General features: G+C 38.4%; 17 protein-coding genes and 1 pseudogene. 9 read left to right on the forward strand and 9 right to left on the reverse strand.

Annotated elements, in window-relative coordinates; translation table 11 throughout:
* Positions 1 to 62: 62 nt before the first annotated feature.
* The 3 genes and pseudogenes from CUN59_RS08770 to CUN59_RS08780 form a co-directional block, all read right to left on the reverse strand.
* Complete coding sequence (locus CUN59_RS08770) at positions 63 to 1,058, reverse strand: aspartate carbamoyltransferase catalytic subunit (RefSeq protein WP_104387488.1); 996 nt, start codon at positions 1,056 to 1,058, stop codon at positions 63 to 65.
* Positions 1,059 to 1,308: 250 nt separating this feature from the next.
* Positions 1,309 to 2,175, reverse strand: coding sequence for an MBL fold metallo-hydrolase (locus tag CUN59_RS08775; RefSeq protein ID WP_104387489.1), 867 nt, complete (start codon positions 2,173 to 2,175; stop codon positions 1,309 to 1,311).
* Positions 2,176 to 2,456: 281 nt separating this feature from the next.
* Positions 2,457 to 2,639: pseudogene (locus CUN59_RS08780) on the reverse strand (IS630 family transposase); the annotation flags it as partial.
* Positions 2,640 to 2,822: 183 nt separating this feature from the next.
* Here CUN59_RS08780 and CUN59_RS08785 point away from each other — a divergent pair.
* The 5 genes from CUN59_RS08785 to CUN59_RS08805 all read left to right on the forward strand — a co-directional run bounded on the left by CUN59_RS08785 (position 2,823) and on the right by CUN59_RS08805 (position 9,432).
* Positions 2,823 to 3,191: a VOC family protein gene (locus CUN59_RS08785; RefSeq protein ID WP_104387490.1), complete on the forward strand. Its 369-nt coding sequence runs from the start codon at positions 2,823 to 2,825 to the stop codon at positions 3,189 to 3,191.
* Positions 3,192 to 3,266: 75 nt separating this feature from the next.
* A complete protein-coding gene (gene ylqF / locus CUN59_RS08790) occupies positions 3,267 to 4,148 on the forward strand; it encodes a ribosome biogenesis GTPase YlqF (protein WP_104387491.1) in 882 nt (293 codons plus the stop codon).
* A 331-nt stretch (positions 4,149 to 4,479) separates the two neighbouring features.
* Positions 4,480 to 6,135: an adenylate/guanylate cyclase domain-containing protein gene (locus tag CUN59_RS08795; RefSeq protein WP_104387515.1), complete on the forward strand. Its 1,656-nt coding sequence runs from the start codon at positions 4,480 to 4,482 to the stop codon at positions 6,133 to 6,135.
* Positions 6,136 to 6,321: 186 nt separating this feature from the next.
* Positions 6,322 to 7,689: an NAD-dependent succinate-semialdehyde dehydrogenase gene (locus CUN59_RS08800; RefSeq protein ID WP_104387492.1), complete on the forward strand. Its 1,368-nt coding sequence runs from the start codon at positions 6,322 to 6,324 to the stop codon at positions 7,687 to 7,689.
* A 99-nt stretch (positions 7,690 to 7,788) separates the two neighbouring features.
* Positions 7,789 to 9,432: an acetolactate synthase large subunit gene (locus CUN59_RS08805; protein WP_104387493.1), complete on the forward strand. Its 1,644-nt coding sequence runs from the start codon at positions 7,789 to 7,791 to the stop codon at positions 9,430 to 9,432.
* A 30-nt stretch (positions 9,433 to 9,462) separates the two neighbouring features.
* Here CUN59_RS08805 and CUN59_RS08810 read toward each other — a convergent pair whose 3' ends face one another.
* Positions 9,463 to 10,188: a hypothetical protein gene (locus CUN59_RS08810; protein ID WP_207765390.1), complete on the reverse strand. Its 726-nt coding sequence runs from the start codon at positions 10,186 to 10,188 to the stop codon at positions 9,463 to 9,465.
* Positions 10,182 to 11,492, reverse strand: coding sequence for an AAA family ATPase (locus CUN59_RS08815; protein ID WP_104387494.1), 1,311 nt, complete (start codon positions 11,490 to 11,492; stop codon positions 10,182 to 10,184). Before CUN59_RS08815 ends, CUN59_RS08810 begins: the two co-directional genes overlap by 7 nt.
* Positions 11,493 to 11,731: 239 nt before the next feature.
* Between CUN59_RS08815 and CUN59_RS08820 the strand changes: the two genes are divergently transcribed.
* Positions 11,732 to 12,484, forward strand: coding sequence for a Uma2 family endonuclease (locus CUN59_RS08820; RefSeq protein WP_104387495.1), 753 nt, complete (start codon positions 11,732 to 11,734; stop codon positions 12,482 to 12,484).
* 64 nt (positions 12,485 to 12,548) lie between these two features.
* Here CUN59_RS08820 and CUN59_RS08825 read toward each other — a convergent pair whose 3' ends face one another.
* The 4 genes from CUN59_RS08825 to glpX all read right to left on the reverse strand — a co-directional run bounded on the left by CUN59_RS08825 (position 12,549) and on the right by glpX (position 16,072).
* The gene (locus CUN59_RS08825; protein WP_104387496.1) at positions 12,549 to 13,106 is read right to left on the reverse strand and encodes a protoglobin domain-containing protein; all 558 of its coding nucleotides are present in this window, start codon (positions 13,104 to 13,106) and stop codon (positions 12,549 to 12,551) included.
* Between the two features lie 129 nt (positions 13,107 to 13,235).
* The gene (locus CUN59_RS08830) at positions 13,236 to 13,523 is read right to left on the reverse strand and encodes a hypothetical protein (RefSeq protein ID WP_104387497.1); all 288 of its coding nucleotides are present in this window, start codon (positions 13,521 to 13,523) and stop codon (positions 13,236 to 13,238) included.
* 91 nt (positions 13,524 to 13,614) lie between these two features.
* Positions 13,615 to 14,901 carry a glutamyl-tRNA reductase gene (locus CUN59_RS08835; RefSeq protein WP_104387498.1) on the reverse strand — a complete coding sequence of 429 codons (1,287 nt, stop codon included), beginning with the start codon at positions 14,899 to 14,901 and terminating at the stop codon, positions 13,615 to 13,617.
* A gap of 133 nt (positions 14,902 to 15,034) precedes the next feature.
* The gene (gene glpX / locus CUN59_RS08840; protein ID WP_104387499.1) at positions 15,035 to 16,072 is read right to left on the reverse strand and encodes a class II fructose-bisphosphatase; all 1,038 of its coding nucleotides are present in this window, start codon (positions 16,070 to 16,072) and stop codon (positions 15,035 to 15,037) included.
* A gap of 267 nt (positions 16,073 to 16,339) precedes the next feature.
* Between glpX and CUN59_RS08845 the strand changes: the two genes are divergently transcribed.
* The 3 genes from CUN59_RS08845 (at position 16,340) to CUN59_RS08855 (ending at position 18,305) form a co-directional block, all read left to right on the forward strand.
* Positions 16,340 to 16,897 (forward strand): type III secretion system chaperone family protein, encoded by a 558-nt coding sequence (locus CUN59_RS08845; protein ID WP_104387500.1) that lies wholly within the window; start codon positions 16,340 to 16,342, stop codon positions 16,895 to 16,897.
* Positions 16,898 to 16,974: 77 nt separating this feature from the next.
* Positions 16,975 to 17,616, forward strand: coding sequence for a DUF3318 domain-containing protein (locus tag CUN59_RS08850; RefSeq protein ID WP_104387501.1), 642 nt, complete (start codon positions 16,975 to 16,977; stop codon positions 17,614 to 17,616).
* Positions 17,617 to 17,735: 119 nt separating this feature from the next.
* The gene (locus CUN59_RS08855; RefSeq protein WP_104387502.1) at positions 17,736 to 18,305 is read left to right on the forward strand and encodes a hypothetical protein; all 570 of its coding nucleotides are present in this window, start codon (positions 17,736 to 17,738) and stop codon (positions 18,303 to 18,305) included.
* Positions 18,306 to 18,392: the final 87 nt, after the last annotated feature.

The raw sequence follows: 18,392 nt of genomic DNA on the forward strand, positions 1-18,392 counted from the left end.
AGTTAAGAGTTCCCTGTTAAGAGTTCCCTCTCCTCACAGACAACTTTTTCAGCAAACCCTAATTAAGCCCTACCACTACCGATAAAGTACAAAAGTGCCATCCGCACAGCAACACCGCTAGTAACTTGAGCTTGAATTAAGCTAAATTCAGGATCGTCCATTAAATCTGAACTGATTTCTACACCTCGATTTACTGGGCCTGGATGTAATACTTTAACGTTAGGTTTACATAATTTTAACTTATTGCGGGTAATGCCAAATAGTTGATGATATTCTCGTAAACTGGGTAATAAATTGGCTATCATCCGTTCTTTTTGTAAACGCAAAGTCATGACAAAATCAGCATTTTCTAAAGCTGGTTCTAGTTGCCAATGGGTAAATAAACGGTCTGAATTTTCTGTTACTCCTAAATATTCACCAAAGAATTTAGGTAATAAAGTTGGTGGTGCGGCCAGATGTACTTCTGCACCACTAGCGGTTAAACTCCAAATATTAGAACGAGCTACACGGGAATGTAAAATATCGCCGACAATAGCAATTTTTTTACCTGCTAATAATTCAATCCGGGGTTGTTCTGGATCAATTAAACTACAAATTGTAAATAAATCTAATAATCCTTGAGATGGGTGTTCATGTTGTCCATCACCAGCATTGAGAACGCTAACTTTAACATCTAAACGATCCATTTCTTGAGCGATCGCTTGAGGAACTCCTGCATCTTTATGGCGTATCACCATAATATCAGTTCCCATAGCTAAATAGGTTTTTGCAGTATCTAAAATTGTTTCTCCCTTCGTCATAGAAGATGTAGCTGCAGAGAAATTAAGAGTATCTGCACTCAGTCGTTTAGCCGCTATTTCAAAACTACTACGAGTCCGGGTAGAAGGTTCAAAAAATAAATTTGCTACCACCTGTCCCTGTAAAGTGGGAACTTTTTTTGTGCGTCTTGATAGTACTTCTTGAAACGAGGCTGCAGTTTGTAAAACATCGTTATATTCAGTTATAGTAAAATCAGATAGAGAAAGAATATGATGACGATTCCAGGTAGTTGTAGGCATAAATAACTATGAATTTGTATGACAAATAATAAATACTGACTATTTTGACAGTTTGTGTATTTGTATATGTTATTTTAGCTTAAATAGTAAAAGCCTCTCACCTACCCGATAGGGAGGTGATCAGATGAATACCCGTGAGTGACTTTCTTGAGCAGGGAACAAAATTGAGTTTGAGATCCCATAGACGATGTTGATCGGTAAGCAATGAACACTTCTTGGTTTTTTACCATTTGATCCTTCCTATTCCCTCTCAACCACAATTATCTTTAACAGCCACTGCTAGAACTAATCCTTCTTTTGCCATAATTGCACCTGAAAAACTCGCAAGAGCTTCTTCACCTACACGATCTAAATAATCATCATTGTGGGCTGGATCATGGTGATAAATAACTAAAGTTTTCACATTAGCAGCTTTAGCAACTTTTATCGCTTCTTGCCAAGTGGAATGTCCCCAGCCAATTTTCAGTGATTTGGGGTTGCTGTATTCTTCATCAGAATATGTAGAATCATAAATGAGTACGTCAGCATTCCGCGCTAACCACAATACGTTTTCATCTAAATGATCAGGATAATGTTCAGTATCAGTAATATAAACAGCAGCACCACCTCGCCAATTAACTCGATATCCTACTGCTTCACCGGGATGATTTAAAGGAGCCGTTTCTATGATAACGTCGTCAATGTGAATGGAATTTCCAATTTGCACATTATGAAAAGTCAACTTAGACTGCATAATCTGTAAAGGTACAGGGAAATTAGGATGCAGCATTTGATCATTTAAACGCTGTTCTATGGTTGATCCATCTGGGGCGATCGCTCCATATATATAAAATTTATTACCACTGATAAAAGCTGGCGTAAAAAAGGGAAATCCTTGAATATGATCCCAGTGGGAATGAGTAAAAAATATATGACCTTCCACTGGCATTTTCGGTAATAAGGATTGGCCTAAAACGTGTAATCCTGTTCCAGCATCGAAAATCAATCTTTTACCACCTACTTGCATAGAAACACAAGGAGTATTACCTCCATAGCGAACAGTTTCTAAGCCTGGACTGGGTATGCTACCCCTAACGCCCCAAAATTGTACATTAAATTCTTTCTCTATCGTAGACATGGGTATTGTTGGCTAGACTCAGTAGGGAAATAATCAAAACAAAGGACTTGAGATTTACTTGGTTGTATGCTGTTTGACAATTTTGATTGTTTAAAACAACATTCTTAGATGAAAAAAGCTGTACTTTGCAATAAATGAAGCTACTCTAACCAAAGTAGTACTTACGCACGAAGTAATCAAAAACCTATTTTGCGTAAGTCCTGCAAAGTTTGGTAAGAATAAGCAATCACGAATAATTATATAACTCCTTTTTCATATATTCTATTGTATATATAGGACTCCTATTTGAATTTTGAATAAATTCCGTACATCTGAAGAGTGTCAAAATCAAAGGTAGTGTGTCGAATAAACCACTCAAATATCCAGTTTAAACGCTAGAATTCTGGTATAAACGCACAGAAACACCGAACCCATGTTTTGGCTTGTAACCAAATATCCCCAATTGGATTTTGTTCTGGACAGTTCATTAACAACTGAAACTGTGATTTCTTGGTCACTTTTCCCCCATAGCCACTTAAGTCTCCCCTTGATAAATTAGCTTAACTGCCAGTGCTTTCCTTACCTCACGGGCATCTGGACGCATATCTATATCTATAAAATCGAGTTTACTGACTAACTTTTTTCCTTGGATCACTCCAAAAGTAAATATGCAATATAATAGTGTAATTGTCACCATAGCCACGGTTAATTTTGCTAATATAGTTAGTTTCTATGCTCAATTATTAGAACAAGAACCACAAAAACTCATTCCCCTAGTCTATGCCGAGTTTCAAATCCCTAGTTTAATATTAGGTATTTTTCAACCCAAACCAGCCAATAACCTGGAATTTGTCACTCATTCCCAAAGTTCACTAAGTTTATGTTTAGAAGTAAATAATCTTGAAACAGCCATCTCTCATCTAACAGCTTTAGGTTATCCTCCACCCGGAGCAATTTATCAAGCTTCCCACGGTCAAGAAATTTATGCCTATGACCCAGATGGCAACCGTTTAATTTTACATCAATCGCGTATATAGCAGGGGGCAGAGGAGCAGGTGAGCAGGGGGGAATATTTTTACTACTGACAACTGACAACTGACAACAAACAACAAATGTCAATTACACAAAACTACAAATTAAATCTGATTCAATGGTATCCAGGCCACATTGCCAAAGCTGAGAAAAATCTCAAGGAACAGCTAAAGCGGGTGGATGTGGTATTGGAAGTAAGAGATGCGCGTATTCCTTTAGCCACAAACCACCCCCAAATGGATGAATGGGTGGGAAGTAAAAGCCGCATCTTGGTACTTAATCGGCTGGATATGATTTTCCCACAAGTGCGATCGCGGTGGATAGAATGGTTTAAAAGTCAAGGTGAAGTTCCATATTTTACCAACGCCCAACATGGTCAAGGTGTCACCGCAGTTGCCAAAGCCGCCCAAGCAGCAGGTATAGAACTTAACCAACGCCGTCAAGAAAGAGGAATGTTACCCCGTCCTGTCCGTGCTGTTGTCATTGGTTTTCCTAATGTGGGTAAATCAGCTTTAATTAATCGTCTCTTAGGTAAGCGAGTTGTAGAAAGTGCTGCCCGTCCCGGTGTTACCCGTCAATTGCGATGGGTGAGAATTTCTGATCAGTTAGAATTACTAGATGCCCCAGGTGTCATTCCTGCTAGACTGGACAATCAAGCCGCAGGAGTCAAATTAGCTATTTGTGATGATATTGGAGAAGCATCCTACGATAATCAACTTATTGCTGGAGCATTTGTAGATATACTGAATGAACTCCAAGAAAAATATCCTAGTTTTTTACCACTTCATCCCTTACTAACACGCTATGATCTAGATTCTATCATACACACAGGAGAAGCTTATTTACAAGCCCTCGCAGAACATCGCTATAAAGGAGATGTGGAAAGGGCAGCCAGACAAATGATTACTGATTTTCGCAAAGGACTTTTAGGTAATATACCTTTAGAATTGCCCCCAGTTTAGGTAGTAGACCTCTGCGGAAATTAGGTTTTCAGCTAGACAGGTTAAGGGTTTCAGATTCTTTTTCACCAGATGTCTATTTGTCATCTGTATTATCTCTGCAATCATCCTAATTTGAGTGCAGTAGACATAGGAGTAAAAATTATCGTAGGGACAATTCATGAATTGTCCCCACAGGGGTTTAGTGGTTATACACATTTAATTACCATTAGATGTCTATTTGGGAAAACAATAGAAATCTCTGTATCTCTTGTCTATCACCTGTCACTGTGGTGTAGCACCTGTCACTTTTCCTGAATATGAAATCTATTTTGCACGACTACTCATAACACTCATGAATCAACTCATACTCATCCTCCAACAAGAAGGAACTGCCGAAAAAACAATTCTAGTAGATCAAGACATATTTATGATCGGACGATTGCCAGAATGTAACCTTCTCTTACCCTATGGAGGCATTTCCCGCAATCATGCGCGAATTGTAAAAACTGGTGAGTGTGTGTGGACTATCGAGGATCTAGGTAGTAAAAATGGTACACAAGTTAATCAGTCTATAATTACTAAACTCCAAGCATTATCTCATGATGATGTGATTTGTTTGGGCAATATTAAATTAGTCGTGAAATTTCCAATGGCTGATGATAATGAATATAAACAAAGTTTGTCAACACTAGGTAATAATTATCAACAAATAACTATTTTTCGTGATGTAGAACAACTACAACACCAATGGATTCATGCCAGTGGAATTAATGGAAACAGTAATAATAAAGATAAAACTATTGCTCGGTTAAAAGACTTAGTAAATATAGCTAGAAATCTGTGTGGAGCTGCATCTATTGAGCAAATTTTCACCCAAGTGCAGGAAGTGGTATTTCGTTATCTTGATAGTATTGAGCGATTAGCACTATTGGTTAAACTTAATGATTCTGGTCAGTTGGAGTTAATCAATTCGGCCACTAGAGAGATTGGTGAAAAGCAAACTTTAGCTAAAGATAGTAATTGGATTAGTCGCAGTATTTGTCAAAAAGTATTTGCAGAAAAAATTGCCATTCAAAGTGCAGATACTCAAGCCGATGAAAGATTTTCTAGTGAACAAAGTATATTATTTAAAGGTATTCGTAGTGCTATGGCAGTCCCACTATGGGATAAAGATAATGTAATTGGTGTTCTCTACGCCGATGCTAGTCTTTCTTCCCATCATTGGGAAAGTGAGGGAGAAGAAGAACTGAGCTTTTTTTCAGCCTTAGCAAATATTGTTGCTTCCAGTGTCCAACGTTCCCTATTAGTAGAAAAGCTCCGACACGAAGAAGTAATTCGACACCGTTTGGAACGATATCATTCTCCTGCTGTGGTTCAACAATTGATAGCGGTGGGTGGTTCATCTGATGGGCGTTTAGCTCCTACGGAAAACGAAATTAGTATTTTATTTGCAGATTTAGTCGGTTTTACGGCCATTTCTGAACGACTCAAGCCTACGGAAATTGCCGAATTATTAAATAATTTATTTGAAGAAATGTTAAAAGAAGTATTTTTATATGGTGGCACTTTGGATAAATATATTGGCGACTGTATTATGGCATTTTTTGGCGCTCCTGATCCAGATCCAAGTCATGCAGCTCTGGCAGTAGCATCCGCGAAGGGAATGCTTACCCGGTTACAACAACTCAATGAAAATAATTTTTGGCAAGAACCCTTACAATTGCGTATTGCTATTAACAGTGGTAAAGCTGTAGTCGGGGATGTTGGTAGTTCTCAAAGGGTAGACTATACGGCTTTAGGAGCAACAATTAATTTAGCAGCAAGAATGGAAGGAATTTGTTCTCCTGGTGAATGTGTAATTAGTGAAGTTACCTACAAAATGCTGGCAAAAAAATCAGATTTTCACGATATTGGCGATTATCGTTTTAAAGGCATTGATCGTTCAGTAAAATTGTATCAAACTCAAATGAGTCAAATATCAGATCTGGATGCGTTGGATGATAACTAAAGATTTGCTCCGGAAAAACTGTATTTACATTTTGCAGTTTGTTTGTTAAGGTTGGTTGGCATTGCCCACCCTAAAACCTGTTCGTGAGTAATTATTTTTTCCTAACTACCAATTACTAACACTAACAGATATGATAGCTGTAACAATAGTCAGCTACCTGAAGTTTGTTTTCATGGGAGGTTACAAATGACTATAGCTACCATTAATCCCACCACTGGGGAAACGCTCAAAACCTTTGAGCCACTAAAAAATGTAGAAATTGTTGCTAAGTTAGATTTAGCAGAAAAAGCTTTTGCAGGATACCGTCACACAATTCTTAAAGAGCGATCGCACTGGTTAGAACAAGCAGCGACCATTTTAGACCAAGAAAAGGCAGATTTTGGCAAATTAATGACCCTAGAAATGGGTAAACCATTAAAAGCAGCGATCGCAGAAGTTGAAAAATGCGCCCTTGTTTGTCGTTATTACGCCGAAAATGCCCCCTGTTTTCTGGCTGATGTCACCATTAAAACTGATGCTAGTCATAGTTTTGTTAAATATCAGCCTTTAGGGGTAATTCTCGCCGTCATGCCCTGGAATTTTCCATTTTGGCAAGTTTTCCGCTTTGCAGCACCCGCACTTATGGCGGGTAATGTAGGCTTACTTAAACACGCTTCTAATGTGCCGCAGTGCGCCCTAACAATAGAAGAGATTATTAACCGTGCAGGTTTTCCCCCAGGTGTATTTCAAACATTATTAATTGGTGCTACCCAAGTTGCCGATTTAATGGCAGATGATCGAGTCAAAGCTGCTACTCTCACAGGCAGTGAAGCAGCAGGTATATCCCTTGCAGTTGCATCTGGCAAACAAATCAAAAAAACTGTTTTAGAATTGGGGGGCAGTGACCCATTTATTGTTTTAGAAAGTGCAGATTTAGAAACAGCAGTTAGCACCGCAGTAACAGCCAGAATGTTAAATAATGGACAATCTTGTATTGCCGCTAAACGTTTTATAATTGCTGAATCTGTGGCTGATAAATTTGAAAAGTTGCTGTTAGAAAAATTTCAAAGTTTGAAAATAGGAAATCCCCTAGAAGCAGATACAGATTTAGGACCCTTGGCAACTCCCAATATTCTCCAAGAATTAGACCAACAAGTTAAAAATGCGGTAAAAAGTGGTGGTAAAGTTCTCACCGGCGGACATCCTTTAACAGAAATGCCGGGGAACTTTTACCCACCGACAATTATCATAGATATTCCCGTAGATCAACCCATTGCCCAAGAAGAATTTTTTGGGCCTGTAGCATTGTTATTCCGAGTTCCTGATATCAATACTGCGATTAAATTAGCTAACGATAGTCCCTTTGGTTTAGGCGCAAGTGCATGGACAACAAATACAGAAGAACAAAATCGCCTAATTGAAGAAATTGAAGCTGGTGCAGTATTTATTAACGGCATGGTTAAATCCGATCCCCGTTTACCTTTTGGGGGAATTAAACGCTCTGGTTACGGACGTGAATTGAGTGTTCAAGGCTTACATGAATTTGTCAATGTGAAAACAGTTTGGGTGAAGTAAAAGTTCAGGAGTAGGGGCGAACGGCCGTTCACTTGTACAGGAGTTCAGGCGGAAGAGATAAGAAAGAAGAAAATTAAACAATCACCAATTACCAAACTTATGAATACCGCAGAATTGTTAGTACAGTGTTTAGAAAACGAAGGAGTTCAATATGTTTTTGGACTTCCTGGTGAAGAAAATTTGCACGTTTTGGAAGCTTTAAAAAAATCATCAATTCAATTTATTACCACCCGTCATGAACAGGGTGCAGCCTTCATGGCTGATGTTTATGGTAGGTTAACGGGTAAAGCTGGAGTCTGTCTTTCTACCCTTGGACCAGGGGCAACAAATTTAATGACAGGAGTTGCAGATGCTAACCTAGATGGTGCGCCATTAGTAGCAATTACTGGCCAGGTGGGAACAGATAGAATGCACATTGAATCCCATCAATATTTAGATTTGGTGGCTATGTTTGCCCCAGTTACTAAATGGAATAAACAGATTGTTAGACCGAGTATTACACCGGAAGTAGTGAGAAAAGCCTTCAAGCGATCGCAAACAGAAAAACCTGGTGCAGTTCACATTGACTTACCAGAAAATATCGCCGCCATGCCCGTAGAAGGCAAACCTTTAAATAAGGATAGTAGTGAAAAAACCTATGCTTCCTTTGCCAGTATTCGCGCTGCTGCTGCGGCAATTTCCCAAGCCGTTAATCCCATTATATTAGTCGGAAATGGCGCAATTCGCGCCAAATCTAGCGACGTAGTAACGCAATTTGCTACCCAAATGAATATTCCTGTTGTGAATACTTTTATGGGCAAAGGTGTTATTCCCTATACCCATCCCTTAGCACTTTGGTCTGTGGGATTACAACAACGAGATTTTATTACCTGTGGCTTTGATAATGCCGATTTAGTCATCGCCATTGGCTATGATTTAATTGAATTTTCTCCTAAAAAATGGAATCCTGAAGGCGCAATTCCCATTATCCATATTGCGGCAACTTCTGCGGAAATTGATAGTAGTTATATTCCCCAAGTCGAAGTAGTGGGAGATATTTCTGATTCTGTCAATGAAATCTTAAAATTAGCAGACCGACAAAATAAACCCAATCCTTACTCCATTGGTTTACGTTCTAACATTCGTGCTGATTATGAAGAATACGCCAAAGATGATGAATTCCCCATCAAACCGCAAAAATTAATTTATGACTTGCGGCAAGTGATGGGTCCCGATGATATTGTCATTTCTGATGTGGGCGCACATAAAATGTGGATTGCTAGACATTATCATTGTCATAGTCCCAATACTTGCATTATTTCCAATGGTTTTGCCGCTATGGGTATTGCCATTCCTGGTGCATTAGCCGCAAAATTAGTTTATCCAAATCGAAAAGTTGTGGCTGTTACTGGTGACGGTGGTTTTATGATGAATTGCCAAGAACTAGAAACAGCTTTGCGAGTAGGAACACCATTTGTGACTTTGATTTTTAATGACGGTGGCTATGGTTTAATTGAGTGGAAACAAGAAAACCAATTTGGACTAGGTAATTCATCTTTTGTCCATTTTGGTAATCCTGATTTTGTCAAATTTGCCGAAAGTATGGGATTAAAAGGTTATCGAGTTGAATCTGTAACAGACTTAGTTCCCTTACTCAAAGAAGCGCTCGCCCAAGACGTGCCAGCCGTGATAGATTGTCGAGTAGATTATCGAGAAAATCGTCGTTTTACGCAAAAAGCCGGCGAATTAAGCTGCGAAATTTAAACACTTGTAGGGGCGGGGTTTCTCCGCCCTTTATTGTATCTTAGTTTTACAAAAATCATGTAAATAGTTATAAAGTTCACGAAATAAAGGACATTTTTTTTGTAAATTTTCCGGGAATATTTTTAGTAATAACAAAGGTGTATGTAATCCTTTAGAAAATCGGACTGATTGGATATCAAAGTTTAGTTCTAGTGAAATGCTGCTATCAACTATTAGCTGAGATAATTTGTCTTGACAACAATCTCTATCTTGATCATATTTACTAAAAGATTCAGGATTATTAAGTGGGATATTTTTCTGTTTGCTTAACCAATAACGCATTTTTTCATGTCTACCGCGAAAATCTGGATGTTTAGCAATAGTATTATCCCAATCTCCAATAATCCATGATTCGATTTCTGGAGCAGCAAAAGCGATATATTGAGGAATATCATGACATTCAGTTATTTTAGATATTGCTGATATAAACTTCTCTCTTTGAGAATTAACATCTCGACAATCTAAATCATCAAAAACTAAAATTAAATCACATTTTTTGGGTTCACATTGCAAAGCAATAGGTAATTCTTGAGTAATTTGTTCAATTAAACTCTTACCTGTTTTTCCATAACCAGTCACCTTACCAGGTTTTGGTCCTGGTTTTATTCTTGCTGGTGTTTTCCGTTCAAATTGACAACCGGGAAAATTCTTTTCTAAAAAAGGAATTAATCCTCTAACTTCCGCGTCTCCACCACCTGCAAATACCCAAACTACCACGGCCATCCTCCCACAGTGGGATCTCCTACACGGTACAAATCACCTAATTGCCATCCTTCTTCTAGTTTTTGATCTAAAATTTCATGAGAGAGTGTTTTCATAGAAAAATGGGTTTTATCTTGAGAATAAAAACAATAAACATTTTCTAAGCAATCTGTAAAATGATCTAAAAGATCAGGACTATGAGTAGTGATAATAATTTGAGTTTTTCTAGCAGCTTGTTTTATCCATTCTGCTAAAATTGGCATCCAAGATACGTGCAAACCTAATTCTGGTTCATCAATAACTAATAAAGAGGGTAAAACAGGAGAATGTAATATAGTCGCCCAGCATAACATTCTTACCGTTCCATCTGACATTTCTGTAAGATAAAATGGTTCTTTAATATCTTCAAAATGCCATTCTAATGTTAATGATAATCGCCCAGAACGAACAGAACGCAGACGACGGGTTTTAGGTAAAATGGACTTCATGGCATTATTGATGCTGTCTTCAAAGTCAATATTTTCCTGGGTTAAATTCTCAAATACTAAAGGTAAATTATTTCCTGATGTAGATAAATAAATATCATTTCCTCCTATTTTTGGTTCTGAATTTCTAATTTGATGTAAATCCATGTTATTCGCATTATAAAATTGCCATTGAGAAATAAATGCAATTAACTCTCTTCTAATTTTATAACCAGGTGTAGTTATCAGTTTATTCTGACTATTTTCTAATAATTCTGGAAGTACATTTAAACCTAGAACGTTTGCAGGAATATTATCTAATACTTCAAAATGTGTTCCTGATTTCTGTTCACCTTGATTATATACTGAGATCACACCTTTACCTGTTCTTTGCAGTTTTGGATCATTAAATTTATAATAATAAAAAGGTGATAAATCTGGATTTACTAAATTATCTCCACTATATAAAGATTCTTGATGAATAGTTAATTTCTGTTTTTTCCTATCTACAAACAAATCAAGATCAAGAACTGAATTTTTTAGTTGACTCGTATCTTGTAATTGTTCTGAAAAACCATACTGAAATTTAATGACCGCAGGACTAGCAACACTATTATCTAATATTCTATCATGGCCAATTTTACTAATTGCTTCTTCAAAAGATGTAATACCACGACTTTCATCAGAAACATTAGTTAAACAATCCTTTAAAAATTTTAATGTACTGATGAAATTACTTTTTCCAGAACCATTTGATCCTATAAAAATATTAAGATTTTTTAACTCTACGGATTGAGATAACGAGAGATTTTTATAATTTTGGGTAAAAATAAATTTAAGAATTGGTTGATCCATATTTTTTCTACTAACAGAAAGATATTTTTGACTGAGAAGATTATACAATATATTTTCTGATATTTACAAGAAACATATATTATAGCGGTATGCAGTTGCATGAGATACAAATTGAAACTTAAAAATCATACAGGATAAGGCTTTTCCTCTTGCATCCCGCCCTCTGCCTCCTGCTCTAGTACAGCACTTTACTCAACTATCGGATACAATAAAAATAAATCGAACCAAAGGTAGTGTTTATGGCAACCCTACTCAGTGAAACCAAATCACAGACTGGACTGGTCATCTCTTGGGAAGCCTTACCCGATAATTTTCAGTTAGAGGATGAACCAGTGGAAAATACGGGACAACCACTATTAGCGGGGGCTTTGCGTGAAAGTTTAGAAATCAGTGGATTTATTCAACCACAGATGTTAATTGCTGCCAATTTTGGGCTTTGTGCCACATTAAATGAGCAGTTTATAGCTAAAGCACCTGATTGGGTATATGTGCCTTCAGTTAAAGAAATTTTAGCAGAACGTAAAAGCTATACACCCAATTTAGAAGGGGATATACCGGCTGTTGTAATGGAATTTTTATCAGATAAAGACGGTGGAGAATATTCAGTCAAGCGTACCTATCCGCCAGGAAGATGGTTTTTTTATGAACAAATTTTACAAGTTGGCATTTACATCATTTTTGATCCAGATGGGGGATTAATAGAATATTATCACCTGGAACATGGGCGTTATGAATTACAGCAACCAGATGAGAATGGTCGTCATTGGATTGATATAATGGGACTATTTTTAGGAACTTGGCAAGGTGCAAAGGAAGGGCGCACTGGCTATTGGTTGCGATGGTGGGATCAATCAGGTAATTTGTTACCTTGGGCTGTAGAAAGGATTAAACAGGAGTCCCAACGCGCAGATCAGGAACGCCAGGAAAAAGAACGGCTCATAACTTATTTGCGATCGCAGGGAATTGACCCCAATAATTTGCCTATAAAATAGAGGTAATTCCCATACTGAGTATGGGAACGAGAAAAATTTTTGCTCCTGGGCTTCTCTAGTCCTATTAATTAATAGATGCTGCACCAGTGCTAATTAACCGCTTTAATAAAGCCGAAGACCAACCAGTTTCTTGTAATACAGCCGATGCTGAGATATCCACATAAGACTGTTCAATAAAAGCTAAATCAATCATACAAATTCGCCCTAAAGCATCTTTTAACTCTTCTGATTTGCCCTCAGCTTTGAGTCTCTTTGCCACTTCATTAATTACGGTAGACATAGCTGGAACAATATGCTGGGGTTGAATTCCCACCTTCACATGAACCACCCCAATTTGCCAACGCCGTTGGGCATAAACAGCACCCCAATTATCAATACCCGTGAACATTTCCCCAAACCATTTGATAAATGTATCTGTAAGTCTCTGAACTCTGCCCTCAGTAGCATTAATAATCCCATTCATTTCCGCATCACGCCCTAAATATCCATAGAAATGTGCAGCCATTTCCGCTGCAATTTCTTCACCCCAAGCGGCATTTGCTTGCAAAATAGATTTATCTTCAGCGGTGAAACCAAATCTATTTTCCATTGTGGTCATAAATGCCAGAGTATCTATAGCCATAAGTCATCCTTAATATCAATATTTTTGGGTGTACCTGTCTTGTAAACAGGTTTATATTATCTACCTTTAGGTTAAATCAAAACTTTGAGGAAGTTGTGAGAATAGTCATAAAATGATACATATGAATTGTTACTGTGAATCAAAGGGAGACCATGTAGGAAATTCTTGACAATTATTCAATGCTTCCAATTCTTCTGAGGAAAGTTCGGATAAATAATCTGTTTTTTCTACTCTTGGCTGTGGATTTTCTGGATAATTAATTGCAGGTCGTGATGCTGTTTCTGGTTGTATTTGATTAGTTTCTAAATGGGTTTTCAATTCTTGAATATATTCTTGTAGATGTTCTACTACTTGTTCTTGGATATGAAAGGGAAGAGTTTCTAGTAATGAAATTAAGGCTTGGATATGAGGCGACATATAAAATTTGAAATTGGGGTTTTTTATCGTTTCTCAGTAGCGGTAATTGATGAATTACCGCTATTGTCTGATTTTTTGGTAAGTTCTGATTTTAGCTAAATTGCTCCTCTGCATCTAAGTTAAATAACATTTGGAGAGTTTGCATACATCGTCTTCTAGCTTCCAAATCTTGTTGGGCGCGTAATTGCACCATGGGATCATGAAGAATTTTATTCACTATCCCCCGTGTCAAGGCTTCAATTACTTCTTGATGCTTTTCGCCAAATTCTGAACCTAAGCGAGATAATGCTTTTTGTAATTCTTGTTCGCGGATAGTTTCTATTTTATTCCGTAGGGAACTGATTGTAGATACGGTTTCTAAACTGCGCCACCAGACATCAAAAGCTTCTAGTTCTTCATCCAAAATTTTCTCTGCTTCTTGTGCCATTTGACGGCGACTTTCATAATTTTGGGCTACAACTGCCTTGAGGTCATCAACGTTAAATGCTTTGACATTTACCAATTCATTTACATCTGCATCTACATTTCGAGGTACAGAAATATCAAATAACATCAAAAGTTGATGTGTTTCTAAGACTTGTTCTAATTTAGCTCGATCTAAAATTGGTTCTGTGGAAGATGTACTAGTAAATACTATGTCACTAGCGGCAACCACTGACATCATTTCTGGGAGTAAATGGATTTGTATAGGTTGTTCCGGGAACTGTTTCGCTAGTTCTTCAGCGCGGCCACGGGAACGATTAACAATACTAATTTGAGTTGCACCTTTAGAAATGAGGTGTTGTACAAGTAACCGGGACATTTTCCCAGCACCGAGAATAGACACACGATATGTAGATAAGTCTTCTACCTTCATCTGTGCTAATTCTACGGCGGCGGAACTAATGGAAACTGCACCTGTACCTATACTGGTTTCTGTGCGAACTCGTTTACCTGCGGTTAGGGCTTGTTTAAATAAGCGATTTAAGATGGTTTTGATGCCATTAAATTGCTGTCCGAGTTTGTGGGTATTTTTAACTTGGGCGAGAATTTGACCTTCACCTAATACCAAACTATCCAAACCAGCGGCAACTCGGAGAATATGCGTCACTGCATCAGCATGGAGCAACATAAATAAATGGTGTCGCAAAGATATGATGGGGACTTTGCTATGTTCAGAAAGAAACTGAGTTACTTCTTGAATACCCTGGGTAGTTTCGTTGCTAACAATGTAAATTTCTAAGCGGTTGCAAGTGCTGACAATAGCGACTTCATCAATATGAGGATAACTCAGAAGTTGGGCGATCGCACTTTCGGTTTGAGGTTCAGGAATACTTAATTTTTCTCTAACTTCTACAGGGGCTGTTTTATGACTTAACCCCACCACTGCAATATTCATTTCTTAAATAGGTAATTGTTAATGGGTAATGGGTAATAGGTAATGGATAATAGGTAATGGGTAATAGGTTTGTTCATTCTGGACTCCACACCCTATCACCAATTACCAATCACCAATCACCAATCACCAATTCTTAGTGCAATTGAATAACTTTGGGTTGCTCGGCCATGTGAATGGTATCTACAAAGCGGGCAGTTTTAGACTGGGTAGAAATAACCAAGCTTTGAGTTCTAGCACCACCGTGGAAGAAGCGTACACCTTGCATCAAGTTACCACTGGTGATACCGCAAGCAGCAAAAAGAACTGTTTCGCCAGATGCCAATTCATGAGCATCATAAACCTTATCTGGGTCAGTGATACCCATAGAAGTTAGACGATCTATGTTTGCTTCTTTGCTTTCGCCGATCAAACCTGTTTTTACAACTGCTGGATCGTAAATTAACTGACCTTGGAAGTGTCCACCTAAAGCACGCATAGCTGCGGCGGAAATTACACCTTCGGGAGCAGCACCAATACCCATGAGTGCATGAACGTTAGTACCAGAAAAACCGCAAGATAAAGCTGCACCTACGTCACCATCAGAAATTAATTGCACTCTTGCGCCGGCTTCACGAATTTCTTTGATTAAATCGTTGTGACGTTCGCGCTTCATGACAATGACTACAAGTTCTTCAATGGAGCGACCTAGACACTCAGAAATAATCTTGAGGTTTTCTGTAGCTGATTTGTTGATATCAACTTTACCCTTAGCTGCTGGTGGTGCAGCTAATTTCTTCATGTAGAAGTCAGGAGCAGCAAATAAACCACCTTTTTCAGAAATTGCTAAAACGGCCATTGAACCGGGTTGTCCGTAAGCTACGAGGTTTGTACCTTCGCAGGGGTCAACAGCAATATCAATTTCGACTAATTCATCAGGTTTACAGAAGTTTTTAGCATCTTCACGAGTACAGATCCCAACTTCTTCACCGATGTAGAGCATAGGGGCATCATCCCGTTCCCCTTCACCGATCACAATGCGTCCACGCATCTGGATTTTGTTCATCCGTTCACGCATAGCTTCCACTGCTACTTGGTCAGCAATGTTCTTTTCGCCTTTACCCATCCACTTTGCAGAGGCGATCGCAGCTTGCTCAACTACTTCAATAATCTCTAAACCAATTGTATTTTCCACGGAATCTGCCCTCTATATTGCTTGTCTTAGCGTCGTTTTCTTAGCTATTTCAGTTTTCAAGTTTACCAAAATGCGGTGCTTTCATAAAAAAGACTTTGAGTATTAGCCTTGTTAAGTTTTGCAACAGTCAACAGGAGCAGGGGGGCAGAGGTCAGCAGTCAACCGCCATCACTACTTATTCATCACCGGAGAATAATTGAGTAAATGTCCCTAGCAGGTTAAGATAGTTTTGGTGACAGCCTCTCCACTGTTCCTTACGAGGCTTTTATGGCAGCAAATCTCAAACAAATAGCCAAGTACCTAGATAATCTTGGTTGGGACTACCGTTTTGATGAAGACGAAGACCGCATTATTACAGGTGTTGAAGCTGAAAACATCGAAGATTTCCTCATAGTCGTTCAACTGGATGAAGAAGGAAAATTTTTTCGGCTATTTGCACCGCAGGTTTTGGCGGAAGTCAAAGACCATCCCCATAAAAATGCTATCCTCCAGACGATGCTGGCCATTTCCTGGGAAACAAAAATGCTGCAATGGGAATATGATCCATCCGATGGTGAAATCCGCGCTATCATTGAATTTCCCCTAGAGGATTCCATGCTAACAGAAAGACAATTTAACCGTTGCTTAAGCGGATTAATCCAAATTGTGGATACTATTGCTCTGCCACGATTGCAGGAAGTAATGGAAACAGGAGAAGATCCGGGGAATTTAGACTTAGGAGAAAGGTTATTATTAAGTATTCAAGAACAAGCTCCCGGATTATTAGAACTCCTAGAAAAAGCCATGGAAGCGCGGAAAAAGCGCGGTAGTTTTCCCGATGAATAAGCGGATCACTACCACAATCACTACAAGGCAAAGTGATAACCTGATCATATAGTGAAATTTTGTAGGTCTGGATTTTTATGACATCCTATGCAACCTCCTCTGCTAAAGCAGAAATGAGCGAACTCCGGCGGCTGAAAAGTTTACTACCGCCAGAATTACAAAGTTGGGTATCAGTTGAAGGTACAACTGAGGTGAATCCATCTCTGATCCGTTGTGAGGAAATTGGTAAAGACCAAGTAGAAATTCAAATTGACTTGGTAAAATGGGATGCTCTAGCAATGGATCAGCGTAATTTGTTGTTTTGGCACGAAGTTGCTCGCGTTCAAAACGATACCATTCCCAAAGATGGTTGGGAAATGGCAGCGTTGGCTATTGGTTTAGGTGGCGCTGTGGGTGAATTATGGGTACAGGATGGATTATTGCTAGTATTAGCTTTAGCCCTTTGTGGTGTTTCCGGTTGGCGACTCTATCAAAAAAATAATGGGGATAAACAAATTAAAGAATTGCTAGATGCTGACGAAAAAGCGATCGCTCTAGCAACTCGTTTTGGTTATAGTTTACCTAATGCCTATAAAAGTCTGGGTAGTGCCTTAAAAACTTTGGTAGAAAATACTCCTAGCAAACGTCAGCGTTCTCGATATGAAGCTAGACTTTCTGCTCTTAAACGCAGCGCTAACAAGGCCAAAGCTAAATCCAGAAATGAGGATTCTGGTATGTGATTTAGTTTTAATGCCCCCTAACCCCCAAGTCTGGGGGAATAGTGAATGTACACCGTAGGTACTTCAAGTGCAGGGCTAATTTTGAAAACCAAAATACATTGATAGTTAACTTTTTGAAAATGATCAATATTTCCAGAAATACCAATACTTTATTTGCCTTAATGGTTTTAACTTGTTTGGGAAATTTTCAAGATATAGCCTTAGCTGGGGTGAAAAATCCGCCGCAAATAGCAGTTAAACAGGAATTAGCACAAAAAAGTACCCAGTCTCACCCAGTTTTTAAACCAGTTTTATCGCACCTCAAGGCAAAAACCAAAATAAAGATATTATTACCCCAGTATGTGATTGAATCAGATGGGGAAAATCCCCTTTACGCTATTATCGAAACTTCTACAAAAAATAAGTATGAAATATTACTAGGTTTTAGCCCTAACTGTTCAGGTGGAACGGCCTGCCGTCTTGGTATCATTACCGGAGAAAAAATAACAAATACAACACCTAAATTAACTGGTAAACCTGTATCTTTAGCTAAAAATATTACTGCCTATTTTACAGATTTTCGTTGTGGCGCTAACTGTTCAGATGCTACCTTAACCTGGAGACAACAGGGTGTACAATATGGGATTGGCTTAAAAGCAGGTAATATAAATTCTTTAATTAAAATGGCAAAATCAGTGATTGCAATCTAGCCAAGCAGCAATTCTTATTTTGAAATAAATATAGCAGGGAATAGGGAACAGGGAACAGGGAACGGAGTTGAAAGTTATGAGAGTGTA

The organism is Cuspidothrix issatschenkoi CHARLIE-1, from assembly GCF_002934005.1.
In the GTDB taxonomy this organism is placed as follows: domain Bacteria; phylum Cyanobacteriota; class Cyanobacteriia; order Cyanobacteriales; family Nostocaceae; genus Cuspidothrix; species Cuspidothrix issatschenkoi.